The organism is Micromonospora sp. NPDC049903, assembly GCF_044460945.1.
GTDB lineage: Bacteria > Actinomycetota > Actinomycetes > Mycobacteriales > Micromonosporaceae > Micromonospora.
Genome location: NZ_JBITKL010000024.1, coordinates 63,258 through 80,236 on the forward strand (window position 1 = coordinate 63,258; position 16,979 = coordinate 80,236).

Below are 16,979 nucleotides of genomic sequence, written 5' to 3' on the forward strand. Positions count from 1 at the left end.
GAGCGCCTGAGTGTCTGATCGGTACCGGTCAGGCATATGGGAAGTTTCACTATACCGCTGGGTAGTTGGTCGTTTCCGCGGCGCGCATCGGAGGGTAGGGAGGGTGTGCCTCTGCCCCCGGACATAGATGCAGGCTGATGCGAAACCGTTACCTTGACCTGTTGCGTGCACTGGCCATCGTGCGGGTCGTCGTCTACCACGTCACCGGCTGGGCGTCGCTGACCGTGCTGTTCCCGGCGATGTCGGTGATGTTCGCGATGGCCGGGTCGCTGATGGCCGCCACGTTGTACCGGGTCGGCCCGTCGGCGGTGGGGCGGCGGCTGCGGCGACTGCTTCCGTCGCTCTGGGTGGTCGCCGCCATCTTCGTACCGGCGATGCTGCTCACCGGGCTGCCGCTGACCCCCAAGGTGTTGTTCTGGCTGTTCCCGGTCGTCGACCCACCGGCGAACTACTGGGGAGCGCTGGCGCTGAGCCCGATCTGGTACCTACGGGACTACCTCTGGTTCGTGCTCGCCTCGCCGATCGCCATCTGGCTGTTCCGGCGGTTCCCGCTGCCCACCCTGCTCGCCCCCTACTTCCTGTTGATCTCCATCGAGTTCGGCATCTATCAGAACCCGCACGGCGTGCTGCGCGAGTTCGGCCTCTACTTCGGCGCGTGGCTGCTGGGCTTCGCCCACCAGGCGGGCATGCTGCGCCGGATGACGAACCGGGTGCTGGTGCCGGTCGTCCTGACGCTCGCGGCGACCGGCGGCGCCTGGATCCTGGCCAATCCGGGTCCGCGCGGCTACGACCTGAACGACATCCCGCTCGGCAACGCCCTCTGGTCGGCCGCGTTCATCCTGGTGGCGCTCGGCCGGGCACCGTCGGCCGCCGCCTGGGTGGACCGCAACGAGCTGATCGGGCGCGCGGTCACCGTGCTGAACCGGCGGGCGCTGACCGTCTATCTCTGGCACATGGCCTTCGTGGTCGCACTCACGCCGCTGGTGGACGTGGTCGGCTGGTCGCACCAGAATCTGCTGGGTCAGGCCATCCGGGTGGTGTTGGTCTTCGCCCTGGTGGGCGTGGTGACCGCCGCGTTCGGCTGGGTCGAGGACGTGGCGGCGCAGCGCCCGCCGGAGCTGATCCCCGGTGGGCGTCCGCCGTCGGCCCGCCCGCAGGCCGCACCGCGTCGGCCGGTGGGCGGCCTGACCCCGGACGGGCGTCCGGGACCCGATGGCGAGATGCTGCGGATCGATCGCGGGCGTCCGGGACCCGGTGGGGACATGCCGACCGATGGTGGCCGTCCCGGATCCGGCGGGGAGGTGCCGGCCGATGGCGGCCGGACCGGCGGGGAGGAGCCGGTCGGTGCCGGCCGCGCCGCCGGTCGGGTCGCCCAGCGGCGGGAGGAGTCCGTCCCGGGGCAGCGAGGGCGCAGCGGCGACGTCAGCGGGACGTGACGGCGAGGTCGCCGCTACCGGTCGCGACGTCGAGCACGAGCTCTGCGGTGGGGTCGTGCGGTACGCCGAGGTCGGCCGAGCCCGAACCGACCGTCGAGAACACCTGGTAGGAGCCGGCCGGCACGGTCAACTCGACGTGACCGCTGGACGCGTGCGCGCGGGCGGGGGCGGGTCGGTTCAGCTCCACGGTGACGTTGCCGGACCGGGCCTCCGCGTCCACCTCGCCACCGAGCCGGTTCGCGGTGATGTTGCCGGAGCCGCTGCGTAGCACCACCGGCTCGGTCACGTCGTACACCTCGATGTTGCCGGAGCCGGTTTCCACCCGGACCGGGCCGGCGGCGCCGGCCACCCGGACGTCGCCGGAGCCGACGGTGACCTCCACCGTGCCGACCCGGCTCAGGTCGACCTCGCCGGAGCCGGTCTCGCCCCGCACACTGACCCCCTCGCCGGTGGTGACCTCGTAGGAGACGCTGCACCGGTTGCCGCAGGAGGTGTCCAGCACCAGTTCCGTGCCGGTGATCTCGTACGACGTGCGCGGCTGGTTGCCCTGGTAGCGCACCACGCGCTTGATGCGGACGCCGTCCACTCCGCCGTCGGCGCGGACCACCACGTCACCGGCGCCGGGCAGGAGCCGGATCGCGGTGATCCGGGTGGACTCGGTGTTGTCGAAGTCCAGCCGGCCGAAGGAGAGGTTGTCACACCCGGCGAGGACGATCAGGGCGGTGGCCGCGACCGCCGCCACGAATCCTCGGCGGGCGGTGCCGCCCCGACGGACGGTGCCGTCCCGGCGGACCGTGCCGCCCGGGCGGGAGGTGGCGATCCGGCGGGAGGTGGCGGCCGGGTGTGGCGTGGCGGTCCGGCGCGCCGGGGTGGTCGGGTGCAGAGCCATGTCGAGCACGCTACGTCCGGTGCCGCCCGGCGCACATCGGGGTAAGACGGCCCGCCTACCCCGAGCGAACCCTGAGATCCGACCCGGTACAGACCCGCACTCCGACGGGGAGGGAGCGGGGAGGGAGAATGACGCGATGGCCGGGTACCGCCGACAGCTCTACCGCGACGACGCGGTGGTGCTGCGTGTGCAGAAACTCGGCGAGTCGGACCGGATCATCACCCTGCTCACCCGGCGGCACGGCCGGCTGCGCGCGGTCGCCCGAGGGGTACGCCGCACCACCTCGAAGTTCGGTGCCCGGCTGGAGCCTTTCGGCCACGTCGACCTGCAACTCGCCGGTGACCCCAAGGGCGAGCTGGGCAGTTCGCTGCACAGCGTCAGCCAGGTCGAGGGGATCGACCTGTACGGCAAGCGGTTCCTCGGTGACTACCCCCGCTACACGGCGGCCAGCGCCATCGCCGAGACCGCCGAACGCCTCACCCCGGTGGAGCGGGAGCCGTCGCTGCGGCTGTTCCAGCTCACCCTGGGCGCGCTGAAGGCACTGGCCGAGGGCAGCCACGCGACGACGCTGGTGCTCGACGCGTACCTGCTGCGCGGCATGGCGCTGGCCGGTTGGGCACCGGCGCTGACCGCCTGCGCGGTCTGCGGCACCCCGGGGCAGCACCGGGCGTTCTCCGTACCCGCCGGTGGCGCGGTCTGCCCGGACTGCCGGCCGCCCGGCGCGTCCCATCCGGCCCCGGCCACCATCGACCTGATGTCCGCCCTGACCACCGGTGACTGGCGGATCGCCGACGCCACCGAGACCGGCGTACGCCGGGAGTGCAGCGGCCTGGTCGCGGCGCACCTGCAGTGGCACCTGGAGCGCGCGCTACGCTCGCTGCCGCTGGTGGACCGGGGCGGCCCGGCCACCGGCACGGTCCGACCCGGTGGCGGACGCGCCGGGGCGGCCCCGCCGCGCGACCCGGCCGGCGAGGGCTGACGCCCGACCGGGCGTCGATGGAGTCGAGCAGGGAGAGCCGAGTGATCCGATCCACCAGGGCCGTCCGGCGCGCGCCGGTGCCGCCGACGCCGCACCCGTCGGGCGCCCGACCTCCGGCGCTGCCGTCGGAGGCGGTGCCCCGGCACGTCGCCGTGGTGATGGACGGCAACGGCCGCTGGGCCAAGGAGCGCGGGCTGCCCCGCACCAAGGGCCACGAGGCGGGGGAGTTCTCCCTCTTCGACACCGTCGAGGGCGCCATCGAGCTGGGCATCCCCTACCTGTCGGCGTACGCCTTCTCCACCGAGAACTGGCGGCGCTCGCCGGACGAGGTGCGCTTCCTGATGGGCTTCAACCGGGACGTCATCCGCCGCCGCCGGGACCAGCTCGTCGACCTCGGGGTCCGGGTGGTCTGGTCGGGCCGGTCCGGGCGGCTGTGGAAGAGCGTCATCTCCGAGTTGCAGACCGCCGAGGAGATGTCCCGGGGGAACTCGACGCTGACGCTCCAGTTCTGCGTCAACTACGGCGGGCAGGCGGAGATCGCCGACGCCGCCGCCGCGATCGCCCGGGACGTGGCCGCCGGCCGACTGGACCCGGGCAAGGTCAACGAGAAGACCATCGAGCGCTATCTCTACCACCCCGAGGTGCCCGAGGTGGACCTGTTCCTGCGCCCGTCCGGGGAGCAGCGCACCTCGAACTTCATGCTCTGGCAGAGTGCGTACGCGGAGCTGGTCTTCCTGGACACGCTCTGGCCCGACTTCGACCGCCGCCACCTCTGGTACGCCTGCGAGCTGTACGCCCAGCGGGACCGCCGCTTCGGCGGCGCGCTGCCCAACCCGGTGGCCCCGACCGTGTGACGCTTAGCGACCGGTCGGACTGGGTATCAGTGTCGTCAGCAGCCACTGACGGAGGTGAACCCACATGATGCGCAAGCGTGTTGCCCAGTGGGCGGTGATGGCCGTTGCGGTTCCGTTGGCGGCCGCCGGTGCCCGCCGGCTCAGCCACTCGATGGAATCCCGGCGGGGCCCGTCCCGGGCCAGTCGCCTGCTCACGCAGGGAGCGGACCTGATCCGCCCGCAGAAGGCCCGGCGTCGCCGCTTCTTCTGACGTACACAGCGCCGCCCCTGGCTCCACGTGAAGCCAGGGGCGGCGTCGTGCGTGCGTGCGTGTAAGGAGGGGTCCCCTGCTAACGCCTGGTGTATAGCAGGGGACCCCTCCTTACACCGAGGACGGCGCGAAGGGGTCAGGCCGGGGTCTCGGCGCGGTCCGGGGTGGCCCACAGGGTGTGGAAGGAACCGTCGCGGTCGACACGGCGGTAGGTGTGCGCCCCGAAGTTGTCCCGTAGGCCCTGGATGAGCGCGGCCGGGAGCCGCTGCGCGCGCAGCGCGTCGAAGTAGGCCAGCGACGAGGCGAACGCGGGTGCCGGCACGCCGACCCGGGCCGCCTCGGCCACCACCCGCCGCCAGCTCGGCACACCGTCACGCACGGTGTCCGCGAACCACGGCGCCACCAGCAGCGTGGGCAGCTCCGGCTGCTCGTCGTACGCCTGCTTGATCCGGTCCAGGAAGCGGGCCCGGATGATGCAGCCGCCCCGCCAGATCTTCGCCGTGCCGCCGAGGTCGATGTTCCAGTCGTACTCGGCGCTGCCGGCACGGATCTGGTCGAAGCCCTGCGCGTACGCCACGATCTTGGAGGCGAGTAGCGCCCGACGTACGTCCTCGATGAACGCCTCGCGGTCGGCGACCTGCCACTTCTCCCCGGAGTCCGGGAACGCCCGCACCGCCGCCTCGCGCTGGTCGACGTGGCCGGAGAGCGACCGGGCGAACGTCGCCTCGGCGATGCCGGTGATCGGGATGCCCAGGTCGAGGGCGATCTGGACGGTCCACCGGCCGGTGCCCTTCTGCTCGGCCCGGTCCTGTACCACGTCCACGAACGCCTCGCCGGTGGCGGCGTCGGTGTGCGCCAGCACGTCGGCGGTGATCTCGATCAGGAAGGACTCCAGCTCACCGGAGTTCCACTCCCGGAAGATCTCCGCGAGCTCCGACGGGGTCGCGCCCAGACCGGCCCGCAGCAGGTCGTACGCCTCGGCGATGAGCTGCATGTCGGCGTACTCGATGCCGTTGTGGACCATCTTCACGAAGTGCCCGGCACCGTCCGGCCCCACGTGCTCGCAGCAGGGCTCGCCGTCGACCTGCGCGGCGATCTTCTCGAAGATCGGCCCGAGCTTGCGGTACGACTCGGCCGACCCGCCCGGCATGATGCTCGGCCCCCAGAGGGCGCCCTCCTCGCCACCGGAGACGCCGGTGCCGACGAAGTGCAGGCCCTTGGTCCGCAGCGCCTCCTCCCGGCGGCGGGTGTCGGCGAAGTGCGCGTTGCCGCAGTCGATGATGATGTCGCCCTCTTCGAGCAGCGGCACCAACTCGTCGATCACCGCGTCGGTGGGACCGCCCGCCTTGACCATGATGATCACCGCACGGGGGCGCTCCAGCGCGGCGACGAAGTCCGCCAGGGACTCCGTCGGGACGAACGTGCCCTCGTCGCCGTGCTCGGCCACCAGCGACCGGGTCCGTTCCGGCGAGCGGTTGTGCAACGCCACGGTGAACCCGTTGCGAGCCAGGTTCCGGGCCAGGTTGCGGCCCATCACCGCCAGCCCGGTCACACCGATCTGCGCCGTAGCCCGATCCGCCATCCTCGTCGCCACCTTCCGCCGTCTACCTGTAGTGCTGCGACGGTATCGCGGCCGGCCCCAGGACCGCGCCGTCCCCCCACCGCTGGTCATCAGGTGGTCGCGTAGCGCACGCCACCGGGGGCGTCGACAATTCGGATGCGTTCCTCGTACCGGCCGGATAGCGTGCGGGCATGCGCTACTGACACCCGCTTCATCGAGCCGGTCCGCCGCCCCTGTCGCCGTGGACCCGTCGCTCCCGGGTGTCCGCGCGTCCTCCTCGTCGCCGTTGTCGCGACGTTCTCCGTGGCCGCTCCGGAGCGAGCTTCCGCTGATCCTGCCCGACCGCCGACCGGCGGTCCCCACCGACGGCGGTGGCATGGCGTACGCGCCGACACCGCCGAGCGAGGAGGCTCCGATGCCTGCCAGCCGTAAACCGAAGAAGTCCCGTGGCGCCGCCCGGGTGTCCGAGGTGACGCCGCCCGACTTCGACGCGTCGACCGACGCTCTCACTCCGCCAATCGGCCGGGAGTTCCCGGCGCAACCCGGCGGGTTCGCCGTGCCGCCGGGGCTCGACGCCCCGACAGCGCTGGCCGCGCTGCACTCTCCGGCCGGGCTTGCTCCGCTGCACTCCCCGGCGGGGCTTGTCCCGCTGCGCGATTCGGCGGGGCTTGCTCCGCTGCGCGATCCGCTTGACCCGTCCATGCCGGATCGCTCCGAAGACCGTGAGGTGCCGCGAGCACAAGTCGCGCGGACGACCGGCCCGACGGTGACCCGTCGCGGCAAGGGGTATGACTCCGGCCGTCCGCAGCGTGCCGGTGCGGCTCGGCAGTACGCCTTCCGGCGGAGCTGACCGGCCCGGTCCGCCTGGCCGGTCCGGCCCGCCTGGCCGGCGGTTTGCCGCCCAGCCTGGCCGGTGGTTTGCCGCGTCGGGTGGCTGACCGGCGGTGTACCGCGCAGCGTGACCGACGCTATGCCGCGCAGGGGGCTGTTCTCCTCGCCCGGCGCGGGCGTGGCTGATCGAGGCGTGGGTGTGGCTGATCGACGGGTGCGTCCCGTGTAAACGGCAGGTGGGTAGATCTGTTGTCGCTGGAGCGACAACAGATCTACCCACCACGGTCGTAGGGTTCAGCCGATCAGCGGCCGGAAGGTGCCGAGCGCGACGCTGACGCCCAACGCGGCGACGGCCAACGCCGTCGCGACGACGACCAGCAGCCAGTCGGCGGCACCGAAATGCTGCCGGCGGGCGACGGTACGCGGTACCCCGGCGTCGAAGCCGCGCGCGTCCATCGCGACCGCCAGCCGGGTGCCCCGGCGGATCGCGCCGACCAGCAGCGTGAACGCGGTGGACACGAAGAGCCGTAGCTTCGCCACCGGGTTGCGTCCCGCCTCCACCCCGCGTGCGCGCCGGGCCATGACGATCATCTGCCATTCCTGCCCGAGCAGCGGCAGCAGCCGGAACGCCGCCAGCGCACCGATCGCGAAGCGGGCCGGTGCGCGGGCGTTCTGCACCAGCGCGTCGGCCAGGTCGGTGGGATCGGTGGTGGCGAAGACGATCACGCCGGGCAGGGCCACCGCGAACAGGCGCAGCACCAGGCCGAGCGCGGTGAGCAGCACCGTCGAGGTGACCACGACCGGTCCGGCGTCGAGCAGTACCCGGCCCGAGCGGTCCGCGGCGAAGAGCACCAGCGTGACCAGGACGCCCACGGCGGCCACCAGCAACGGCCACACCCGACGGAACAGCACCCGGTAGCGCACGCCGAACAGCGGCAGGACCGCCAACTCGACCGCGATCGCGATCGCCGGTGCGACCGGGTCCAGCGTCGCCAGCAGCGGAAACGCGAACAGCAGCGCCGCCGCCAGCTTGGCCACCGGATTACGCCGGGCCAGCGGCGCGTCCGGCCGGGCGACCGGTTCCAGGTCGATCATCGGTACCCCGCCGGAGAAGACGCCGACGACGGGGCGGCGGGAGCCGGTGCGGGCGTCAGCGTCAGCGTCCGGTCGGCGAGCGCGGCGACGAACTCGGCGTCGTGGGTGACCGTCACCAGGGCGTGGCCCGCGTCGCGTAGCTCCGCGAACAGGTCCACCAGCTCCCGCCAGGTGCGCCGGTCCTGGCCGAAGGTGGGCTCGTCGCAGATCACCAGCCGGGGCGCGGTGGCCAGGGCGGTCGCCACGCTCAGCCGCCGCGCCTCGCCACCGGAGAGGGTGTACGGGTTCGCGCCGGCCAGCCGGTCCAACCGCAGTCGGTGCAGCAGCTCGTCGACGCGTCGGCGTACCTCCGTCTCGGTGGCGCCGGTACGCCGGGGGCCGAGCGCCAGTTCGTCGAAGACCGTGCCGGTGACGAACTGGTGCTCCGGGTCCTGGAACACCGAGCCGATCCGGCGGGCCAGCGCGGGTGCCCGCCACCGGTGCGGTGGGGTGCGGGCGTCGGCCCCGGCCAGCTCGACGCCGGCCAGCAGTCGCCCGGTGCCCGGCTTGAGCAGCCCGCCGAGCAGCACCGCGAGGGTGGACTTGCCGGCGCCGTTGGGGCCGAGCACGGCGAGTGCCGCACCGGCGCGTACCGCCAGGTCGGTGGCGGCCAGCCGGGGTGGTTGGCCGAGCCGGTCGGCGGTGAGCAACACCTCGCCGGGACCGGTGGTGGCCCGGCGGTTCGGGAGCCGGTGGCCGGGCACCCAGACGCCGTCGGCGGCGAGGGCGTCGCCGTGCGTGGCGAAGACGGTCTCCGGCGGGCCGTCGACGCGGACGCCGCCACCGGCGTCGAGCACCACCACCCGGTCGACCAGCGGCAGGGCGTCGGCCACCCGGTGTTCGACCAGGATCAGGGTGGTGTCGTCGTCGACCGCGCGGCCTACGGCGGCGCGGACCAGGTCGGCCCCGGCCGGGTCGAGGTTGGCGGTGGGCTCGTCGAGCAGCAGCAGGTCGGGGCGGAGCGCGAGCACTCCGGCCAGGGCGAGCCGCTGCTGTTCGCCGCCGGAGAGCGCCGCGGTGGGGCGGTCCCGGGGGTACGGGAAGCCGACCCGACGCAGCGCCTCGTCCACCCGGGGCCAGATCTGCCCGGCGGGTACGCCCCGGTTCTCCAGCCCGAACGCGACGTCGTCGCCGCTGCGGGCCATGACGAGCTGGGACTGCGGATCCTGGAAGACGATGCCGACCCGCTCGCGGGTCTCGGCCGGTGGGCGGCCGTCGATCTCGATGGTGCCCTCCTGCTCACCGGAGTCCTCCGGCAGCAGCCCGGCCAGCGCGGCGAGCAGGGTGCTCTTGCCGGCGCCGGAGGGCCCGAGCAGCAGTACCCGTTCGCCTCGGCGTACCCGTAGGTCCACGCCGCGTACCGCCCAGGCGCGCCGCCCGGCGTGGCGCCAGCCGAAGCCGCGCAGCCGTACCTCACCCACCCGCCACCCCCGTCTCTCGTGCCCGACCCGTCGGTGGCCCGGTGGAGCCGGTCGGGCCGGCTCCACCGGGCGTGGTCAGACCAGGTTCCGCTCGCGACCGGCGGGGAAGCGGTCCAGGACGCCGGTGCCGGCGAGCGCCTTGGTGAGCGCGTAGCCGCCGGCACCGGCGATCACGGTGGCGCTGAGCACGGTGAGCAGCGCGTACGGGATGCGGTAGGTGCCCAGTTCGTACGCGGCGTTCCAGGTGAAGAAGTCGAACAGGGCGGCGCCGAGGCCGGTCATCGCGCCGGCCAGCAGTGCCGTCGGCAGCCGGAACGAGCGGTACCGGAAGGCGGCGAAGGCCAGTTCCGCGCCGAGGCCCTGGAGCAGGCCCTGGACGATGGTGACACCGCCCCACTCGGAGCCCAGCAGCGCGGAGACGGTCGCCGCGACCGCCTCGCAGAACAGCGCGGCACCCGGCTTGCGGATCACCAGCCCGCCGAGCACCGCCGGCACCAGCCAGACGCCGTACATGACGGCCTGGCTGGCCGGGAAGAAGGCGAAGGCCGGGTCGACCGCCCGCCAGAGCAGGCCCCAGGCCCAGAAGATGACACCGAAGCCGACGGCGATCACCGCAGCCACGACGATGTCGACGGTGCGCCACCGGGTGGTGGTCGGTTGGCTCATGAGTGCTCCCAGTCCAGTGTCGAACCAGGCAAGACGCACCGCCGCGTCCGGCGTGGCCGGGCCGTGGCGGGCTGGAGGTGGACCGAACTCCCTGCGCTGGCATTACCCAGATCAGGTACGGAGGGTCTGCGGGCGGACCCGCACTCTCAGCGCTGTGCGCTCCCCTGTCGGAGGTGGTGTTGTCCCGCCGACGCTAACACCTTCGAAGATCGACGGACAATGTGATCTACGCAGGTCATGCCGGGTGCCGACGACGGGCGTTCCGGCGGTGGTCGGCGCGCGCCGGAACCCGCCCGGTTTCGTGACATCCATCGACGTCATCGGCTCCGGACGGTAATCTCAGGCCGCCGATCCACGAGGGCCGAGAGGCGACAGGGTGAGCACAGACACGGACCATGCCGCGCCGGCCGGTGAACCGGAGGGCCGTCCGACGGGCGTGGCCACCGAGGAGCGACCGGCCCGACCGGGCGGCGGCGAGCCGCCCCGGCGCTGGCTCGGTGACCGGATCGGCTCGGTGGAGATCCTGGCGGGCCTGCTGGTCCTGCTGATCATCTTTCGGGACCCGCTGGCCGGGGCGCTGGACGATCCCCGCATCCAGACATGGACCACGGTGTTCGTCTCGATCATGGTGCAGGCGGTGCCGTTCCTGGTCTTCGGCATCCTGCTCTCCGCCGTGATCGCGGTCTTCGTACCCCGGTCGTTCTGGGCCAAGGCGCTGCCCCGGCACCCGGCGCTGGCGGTGCCGGCGGCCAGCGCGGCCGGGGTGGTGCTGCCGGGCTGCGAGTGCGGATCGGTGCCGATCGCGGGGTCGCTGATCCGTCGGGGCGTCACCCCGGCGGCCGCGCTGGCGTTCCTGCTGGCCGCACCGGCGGTCAACCCGATCGTGCTGGTCGCCACCGCCGTCGCCTTCCCCAACAACCCCGAGATGGTCCTCGCTCGGGGGGTCGCCAGTCTGGTCGTGGCAATGATCATGGGTTGGCTCTGGCTGCGGCTCGGTCGGACCGAGTGGATCAAGATGCCGCGCCGCCCGGAGCTGGACGACCCGCGGCGGAGCCGGGCCTTCTGGGCCGCCGTCCGGCACGACGTCACCCACGCCGGTGGCTTCCTGGTGCTCGGTGCGATGGCCGCCGCCAGCATCAACGTGCTGGTGCCGGAGCGCTGGCTCCAGACCCTGGCCGACAACGCCTGGCTGTCGATCCTGGCGCTGGCACTGCTCGCCGTGTTGCTCTCGCTCTGTTCCGAGGCGGACGCCTTCGTGGCGGCCTCGCTGTCGCAGTTCTCCCTCACGTCCCGACTGGTCTTCCTGGTGGTGGGGCCGATGGTCGACCTCAAGCTGATCTCGATGCAGGCCGGTGTCTTCGGCCGGCGGTTCGCCTTCCGGTTCGCGCCGGCCACGTTCGCGGTCGCCCTGCTGGTGGCCACCGGAGTCGGGATGGTGCTGCTGTGAACCGACAGGCACAAGCGGTGATCCTGCTGCTGCTCGGCGGTGCGGTGATCCGGGCCAGCGTCACCGACCTCTATCTGCGCTACGTCAAGGAGGGACTGCGTCCCTTCCTGATCGCCGCCGGTCTGCTGCTGGTGGTCGCCGCGGTGATGACCCTCTGGCACGAACTGCGGCCCTCCGTGCCCCGTGCGACGGCCCCGACCGGCGGGTCCACCGGCCCGGCGAGCGGTGGCGCCACGGTGACGGCCGACCACGACGAGCACGACGGTCACGGACACGGCCACCACGAACCCCGGATCGGTTGGCTGCTCATCCTGCCCGTGCTCGGACTGCTGCTGGTGGCCCCGCCGGCCCTCGGGTCGTACGCGGCGGGGCAGGCCGGCACCGCGCTGAACGCCCCTCGGGAGTCCGACTATCCGCCGCTGCCCGAGGGCGATCCGGTGCAGGTGAGCGTGCTCGACTACGCCTCCCGGGCGCTGTTCGACCGGGGCGCCTCGATCGGCGACCGGCGGGTGGTCCTCACCGGGTTCCTGGCCACCGGCGCCGGTGGCGAGCCGATCCTGGCCCGGATGGTGCTCTCCTGCTGCGCCGCCGACGGGCGGCCGATCAAACTCGGGCTCACCGGTGACGTGCCGGTCGGGCTGCCCAACGACAGTTGGGTCGAGGTGGTCGGCCGGTACAGCGACCGGATCGGTCGGGACCCGGTCAACGACGCCGAGATCCCGTACCTGGAGATCGAGTCGTGGCGGCAGGTGCCGGTGCCCAAGCGCCAGTACGAGTAGCGTTCCGGGCATGCACGTCGACGCCCGAGGTCTGCGGTTCGAGATCCACCCCGGTGGCCCCGAGTCGGGTGAGCCGGTGCTGCTGCTGCACGGCTTCCCGCAGAACTCCGGCGAGTGGGACGAGGTGGCGACCGTCCTGCACGGGGCGGGCCTGCGCACGTACGCGCTGGACCAGCGGGGCTACTCGCCGCAGGCGCGGCCGAGCGAGGTGGCGGCGTACCGGCTGGGGGAGTTGGTCGCCGACGCGGTGGCGGTGCTCGACGCGCTCGGCGTGACGCGGGCGCACGTGGTCGGCCACGACTGGGGTGCCATCGTCGCCTGGGCGCTCGCCGCCGGCCACCCCGACCGGGTGCGTACGCTCACCGCGGTCTCCGTGCCGCACCCGGCCGCCATGGCGCACGCGCTGGCCAACGACCCGCAGCAGAAGGCGCGCTCGGCGTACATGCTGCTGTTCCGGAAGGCGGGCGTGGCGGAGAAGACGCTGCTGGCCCTCGACGCGCTCGGGTTGCGGCGGCTGTTGCGCGACGTCGGCGACGACGCCCGGGTCGCCGCGTACGCCGATCCGCTGCGCGAGCCGGGCGCGCTCACCGCGGCGCTGAACTGGTACCGGGCGATGTCCCGCGCCGAGCTGGCGGCGGTCGGCCCGGTGTCGGTGCCGACCACCTTCGTCTGGAGCGACCGCGACGTCGCCATCGGACGGACCGCTGCGCAGGCCTGCGCCGCACACGTGAGCGGCGACTACCGCCTCGTCGAGTTGTCCGGCGTCAGCCACTGGATCCCGGACGAGGCGCCGACGCCGCTGGCCGAGGCGATCCTGTCCCGCGCCCGCCCGACCGCCTGAGCGCCGACGCCCACCTGCCGGCGTTGCAGCGGAAGCGCCTCGTCGGTCTGAGAGCGTCCGGACCGACCGGCAAGACGACTGGGCCGTGCGGGAAGCTGGGTGGGGTCGTCGGCGGCGGCGATCCGAGGGAGGCGGGAGAGAGCATGACGGTGAGTGCCGAGGGCTACCTGGCCGAGGTGACCGCGACGATGACCCGAGTGGCGGCCAGCCAGCGGGAGCAGGTGGGCCGGGCGGCCGACCTGATCGCCGAGGCGATCCGCGCCGACGGGGTGGTGCACGCCTTCGGCACCGGTCACTCGGAGGCCCTGGCGATGGAGATCGCCGGCCGGGCCGGTGGGTTGGTGCCGACGAACCGGATCGCCCTGCGGGACCTGGTGCTGCACGGTGGGGAGCCGGTCGACGTGCTGGGCCCGAAACTGGAGCGGGACCCGTCGGTCGCGCACCGGCTCTACGACCTCGCCCCGACCGGCCCGCGTGACGTCTTCGTGCTCGCCTCGAACTCGGGAGTGAACGGGGCGATGGTGGAGTTCGCCTCGCTGGTCGTGGCGCGGGGCCATCCGCTGGTGGCGATCACCTCCGCCCAGCACTCGGCCCGGATGGAGTCCCGGCACCCGTCCGGGCGCAAGCTCGCCGACTTCGCCGACGTGGTGCTGGACAACGGCGCCCCGTACGGGGACGCGACCCTGCCGCTGCCGTCCGGCGGTGCGGTGGGTGCGGTCTCCTCGATCACGGCGGCGTTGCTGGCCCAGCAGATCGTGGTCGAGGTGGTGGCCCGGCTGCTGGCCGCCGACGAGCAGCCGCCGGTCTACCTGTCGGCCAACATCGCCGGTGGCGACGCGCACAACGACGCGCTGGAGGCCCGTTATGCAGGGCGGATCCGGCGCGGTTCCTGAGTCGGTTTCGGGTGGTGCACGGCGGGGCATCTGCGTTCCGCCGGTCGGGGGTTCCGACCGGGTGGAGCGTGTTCCCTCGGAGGTTCGCGGTGTCCAAGGAGACCGAGAAGCAGCGATGGCAGCGGAACTTCGCTGACCTGCTTCAGGAGTTGCGGGTCGCGCAGACCGGCGTACAGATCCTCTTCGCCTTCCTACTCACCCTGCCGTTCAGTAACGGCTTCACGCGTACCACAGAATTCCAGCGCGACGTCTACGTCGTCGCGCTGATCGCGGCGGCCGGCGCCACCGCGATGATCATCTCACCGGTGGCGTTCCACCGGGCACTGTTCCGTCAGGGCCGCAAGCCGGAGCTGGTGCAGTTCGCCCACAAGATGGCCAGCGCCGGTCTCGCCTTCATGTTGGTCGCGATGGTCAGCTCGGTACTGCTGATCACCGACTTCGTGCTCGCCCGGCCGATCGCCTTCCTGCTCAGTGCGGTCACCGGCCTGTGGTTCCTCACGTTCTGGATGATCCTGCCGTTCAGCCGCCGCAACTGGGGTGACGACGACATCGACGACGAGGACGACCCGAGCGGGCTCTCCCCGGGCTGAACGGTCGGGGCGGGGCGGGATCCGGCTCCGCGCGGGGCCGGTCCGGCGATGGATAACCGTGACTACCGCTGGGTAACACCACGTGGGTAGCCTGCCGAGCAGGCGGAACAGTCCGAATGCCGGATCCAGCTCCCGGGGGTTGCCGTGGCCATCGCCGAGAACGACCGTCCACCCGCCAACGACCACCAGGACATCGACCCGCCGCCCGGTGCGGCGGGTCGCGTGTCGTCCGAGAAGCAGGTGTCCGAAAAGGAGGCCCGCCAGGTCGCCGAGGCGGCCCGACAGGACACCTGGGACCGACCGAGCTTCGGCAAGGAACTCTTCCTGGGTCGGCTCCGGCTCGACCTGATCGACCCCTGGCCCCGGCCGGATCCCGCGGAGGACGAACGCGCCGGTGAGTTCCTCGCCCGGCTGCGCGCGTACGTCGCCTCCGAGGTGGACGGCGCAGCCATCGAGCGCGACGCCCGCATCCCCGACGAGGTGTTCCAGGGCCTGGCCGGACTCGGCGCGTTCGGCATGAAGATCGGTCGGGAGTACGGCGGACTCGGGCTGAGCAACCTGCACTACTGCCGAGCGTTGATGCTGGTCGGCTCGGTCAGCCCGGCGATCGGCGCGCTGCTCTCGGCACACCAGTCCATCGGTGTGCCGCAACCGCTCAAGATGTTCGGCACCGAGGAGCAGAAGCAGCGCTTCCTGCCCCGACTGGCGGCCGGCGAGGTCTCCGCGTTCCTGCTCACCGAGCCGGACGTCGGCTCCGACCCGGCCCGGCTGGGCACCACCGCCGAGCCGACCCCGGACGGCACCGGCTACCGGATCAACGGCGTGAAGCTGTGGGCCACCAACGGCACCGTGGCCACCCAACTCGTGGTGATGGCCCGGGTGCCGAAGACCGAGGGACGTCGGGGCGGCATCACCGCGTTCGTGGTCGACGGCGACGCCGAGGGCATCACCGTCGAGCGCCGCAACGAGTTCGTCGGCCTGCGTGGCCTGGAGAACAGCCTGACCCGCTTCCACGACGTCTTCGTGCCCAACGAGAACGTCATCGGCGGCGAGGGCAAGGGCCTGCGGATCGCGCTGAGCACCCTGACCACCGGTCGACTGTCGCTGCCGGCGATGTGCGTGGGCGCCGGCAAGTGGGCGCTGCACGTGGCCCGCGAGTGGTCCGCCGAGCGGGTCCAGTGGGGACGGCCGGTCGGCGAACACGAGGCGGTCGCGCAGAAACTGTCCTTCATCGCCGCCACCACGTACGGCATGGAGACCATGCTGGACCTCTGCTGCCTGCTCGCCGACGACGACCGCAACGACATCCGGATCGAGGCGGCGCTGGTGAAGCTCTACGCCAGCGAGATGGCGTGGCGGATCGCCGACGAGCTGGTCCAGATCCGGGGCGGCCGGGGATACGAGACCGCCGACTCGCTGGCCGCCCGAGGGGAGCGGCCGGCCGCCGTCGAGCAGATGCTGCGGGACCTGCGGATCAACCGGATCTTCGAGGGCTCCACCGAGATCATGCACCTGCTGATCGCCCGCGAGGCGGTGGACGCGCACCTCTCCGTGGCCGGGGACATCATCGACCCCGACGCCGGACTGGCGCGCAAGGCCAGGGCCGGCGCGCGAGCGGGCGCGTTCTATGCCCGCTGGCTGCCGACCCTCGCGGTCGGCAAGGGCCAACAACCCACCGCGTACGCCGAGTACGGCCCGCTCGCCGCACACCTGCGGCACGTCGAACGCGCCTCCCGGAAGCTGGCCCGGTCCACGTTCTATGCGATGTCCCGCTGGCAGGGCAGGATGGAACGCAAGCAGGCGTTCCTGGGCCGGGTGGTGGACATCGGGGCCGAGCTGTTCGCGATGAGCGCGGTCTGCGTACGGGCCCACGCCGAGCGCGCGGAGCGACCGGAGAACGTGGAGCTGGCCGACCTCTTCTGCCGCCAGGCCCGGGTCCGGATCGACGCCCTGTTCACCGCCCTCTGGGAGAACACCGACTCGGTCGACGTGGTGGCCGCCAAGCGCATCCTCGCCGGCCGCTACAGCGCCCTGGAGGACGGCGTCATCACCCCGCCCGCCGACCGCCCCTGGGTGGCCCCCTGGACCCCCGGCCCCTCCACCGTCCCCACGAACGCCCGCCGCCGCCTCCCCCCACCCACCTGACCCACCCCCACCCCACCCCACCCCCACCCCCACCTTCGCCGCGTTGATCAAGAGGTTTTGGCCATGGCTCGTCGGCTCGGACGGCGAAAACTTCTTGATCAACCCGGCGGGGGGTGGGGTGGGGTGGGTGGGGGCCGGGGAGGGGGCGGGGGTGGGTGGGGTTAGGGGCAATGCCGCTCAGTTAGGGCGGTGTGGTGGATGTCAAGCGGGGTGTAGACGTGGACGGCGGGGTCTCGGTATAGAGGTTTGTCACTCCAAGACAG

Annotated in this window: 16 protein-coding genes and 1 riboswitch; of the genes, 11 read left to right on the forward strand and 5 right to left on the reverse strand. The window is 72.6% G+C overall.

Annotation, left to right across the window (positions count from 1 at the left end; translation table 11 throughout):
* The first annotated feature begins 137 nt into the window (after positions 1-137).
* Positions 138-1,436: an acyltransferase family protein gene (locus ACIBO1_RS26645; RefSeq protein WP_396751120.1), complete on the forward strand. Its 1,299-nt coding sequence runs from the start codon at positions 138-140 to the stop codon at positions 1,434-1,436.
* Here ACIBO1_RS26645 and ACIBO1_RS26650 read toward each other — a convergent pair.
* On the reverse strand, positions 1,423-2,325 hold the full coding sequence (locus tag ACIBO1_RS26650) for a DUF4097 family beta strand repeat-containing protein (RefSeq protein WP_396751122.1): 903 nt from the start codon (positions 2,323-2,325) through the stop codon (positions 1,423-1,425). The two genes, ACIBO1_RS26645 and ACIBO1_RS26650, sit on opposite strands and share 14 nt — an antisense overlap.
* Before the next feature lie 136 nt (positions 2,326-2,461).
* Between ACIBO1_RS26650 and recO the strand changes: the two genes are divergently transcribed.
* The 3 genes from recO to ACIBO1_RS26665 all read left to right on the forward strand — a co-directional run bounded on the left by recO (position 2,462) and on the right by ACIBO1_RS26665 (position 4,408).
* Positions 2,462-3,304: a DNA repair protein RecO gene (gene recO, locus ACIBO1_RS26655; RefSeq protein ID WP_396751124.1), complete on the forward strand. Its 843-nt coding sequence runs from the start codon at positions 2,462-2,464 to the stop codon at positions 3,302-3,304.
* 17 nt (positions 3,305-3,321) lie between these two features.
* Entirely contained in the window at positions 3,322-4,158 is an 837-nt protein-coding gene (locus ACIBO1_RS26660) for an isoprenyl transferase (RefSeq protein ID WP_396751126.1), read from the forward strand.
* 64 nt (positions 4,159-4,222) lie between these two features.
* On the forward strand, positions 4,223-4,408 hold the full coding sequence (locus ACIBO1_RS26665) for a hypothetical protein (RefSeq protein ID WP_176095300.1): 186 nt from the start codon (positions 4,223-4,225) through the stop codon (positions 4,406-4,408).
* A gap of 136 nt (positions 4,409-4,544) precedes the next feature.
* Here the strand turns inward: ACIBO1_RS26665 and gndA are convergent, their stop codons facing one another.
* On the reverse strand, positions 4,545-5,990 hold the full coding sequence (gndA, locus tag ACIBO1_RS26670) for an NADP-dependent phosphogluconate dehydrogenase (protein ID WP_396751129.1): 1,446 nt from the start codon (positions 5,988-5,990) through the stop codon (positions 4,545-4,547).
* Positions 5,991-6,384: 394 nt separating this feature from the next.
* On the opposite strand from gndA, the gene ACIBO1_RS26675 reads away from it, so the two are divergent.
* Positions 6,385-6,819, forward strand: coding sequence for a hypothetical protein (locus ACIBO1_RS26675; protein WP_396751131.1), 435 nt, complete (start codon positions 6,385-6,387; stop codon positions 6,817-6,819).
* A gap of 275 nt (positions 6,820-7,094) precedes the next feature.
* Here the strand turns inward: ACIBO1_RS26675 and ACIBO1_RS26680 are convergent, their stop codons facing one another.
* The 3 genes from ACIBO1_RS26680 to ACIBO1_RS26690 form a co-directional block, all read right to left on the reverse strand.
* Positions 7,095-7,895 carry an energy-coupling factor transporter transmembrane component T family protein gene (locus ACIBO1_RS26680; RefSeq protein WP_396751133.1) on the reverse strand — a complete coding sequence of 267 codons (801 nt, stop codon included), beginning with the start codon at positions 7,893-7,895 and terminating at the stop codon, positions 7,095-7,097.
* Entirely contained in the window at positions 7,892-9,355 is a 1,464-nt protein-coding gene (locus ACIBO1_RS26685; protein ID WP_396751135.1) for an ABC transporter ATP-binding protein, read from the reverse strand. The genes ACIBO1_RS26680 and ACIBO1_RS26685 overlap by 4 nt, the downstream gene beginning before the upstream one ends.
* A 75-nt stretch (positions 9,356-9,430) precedes the next feature.
* Positions 9,431-10,021 carry an ECF transporter S component gene (locus ACIBO1_RS26690; protein ID WP_396751137.1) on the reverse strand — a complete coding sequence of 197 codons (591 nt, stop codon included), beginning with the start codon at positions 10,019-10,021 and terminating at the stop codon, positions 9,431-9,433.
* A 70-nt stretch (positions 10,022-10,091) separates the two neighbouring features.
* A riboswitch (TPP riboswitch) is annotated at positions 10,092-10,197 on the reverse strand.
* 200 nt (positions 10,198-10,397) lie between these two features.
* On the opposite strand from ACIBO1_RS26690, the gene ACIBO1_RS26695 reads away from it, so the two are divergent.
* From ACIBO1_RS26695 to ACIBO1_RS26720, 6 genes are all read left to right on the forward strand, one after another.
* Positions 10,398-11,468, forward strand: coding sequence for a permease (locus tag ACIBO1_RS26695; RefSeq protein ID WP_396751139.1), 1,071 nt, complete (start codon positions 10,398-10,400; stop codon positions 11,466-11,468).
* Positions 11,465-12,247 (forward strand): TIGR03943 family putative permease subunit, encoded by a 783-nt coding sequence (locus ACIBO1_RS26700; RefSeq protein ID WP_396751141.1) that lies wholly within the window; start codon positions 11,465-11,467, stop codon positions 12,245-12,247. The genes ACIBO1_RS26695 and ACIBO1_RS26700 overlap by 4 nt, the downstream gene beginning before the upstream one ends.
* Positions 12,248-12,257: 10 nt before the next feature.
* Positions 12,258-13,088: an alpha/beta fold hydrolase gene (locus tag ACIBO1_RS26705; protein ID WP_396751143.1), complete on the forward strand. Its 831-nt coding sequence runs from the start codon at positions 12,258-12,260 to the stop codon at positions 13,086-13,088.
* 143 nt (positions 13,089-13,231) lie between these two features.
* Complete coding sequence (locus ACIBO1_RS26710; protein ID WP_396751145.1) at positions 13,232-13,981, forward strand: sugar isomerase domain-containing protein; 750 nt, start codon at positions 13,232-13,234, stop codon at positions 13,979-13,981.
* 89 nt (positions 13,982-14,070) lie between these two features.
* Positions 14,071-14,571: a DUF6328 family protein gene (locus ACIBO1_RS26715; RefSeq protein ID WP_396751146.1), complete on the forward strand. Its 501-nt coding sequence runs from the start codon at positions 14,071-14,073 to the stop codon at positions 14,569-14,571.
* A 192-nt stretch (positions 14,572-14,763) separates the two neighbouring features.
* On the forward strand, positions 14,764-16,716 hold the full coding sequence (locus tag ACIBO1_RS26720) for an acyl-CoA dehydrogenase family protein (RefSeq protein WP_396751158.1): 1,953 nt from the start codon (positions 14,764-14,766) through the stop codon (positions 16,714-16,716).
* Positions 16,717-16,979 lie beyond the last annotated feature (263 nt).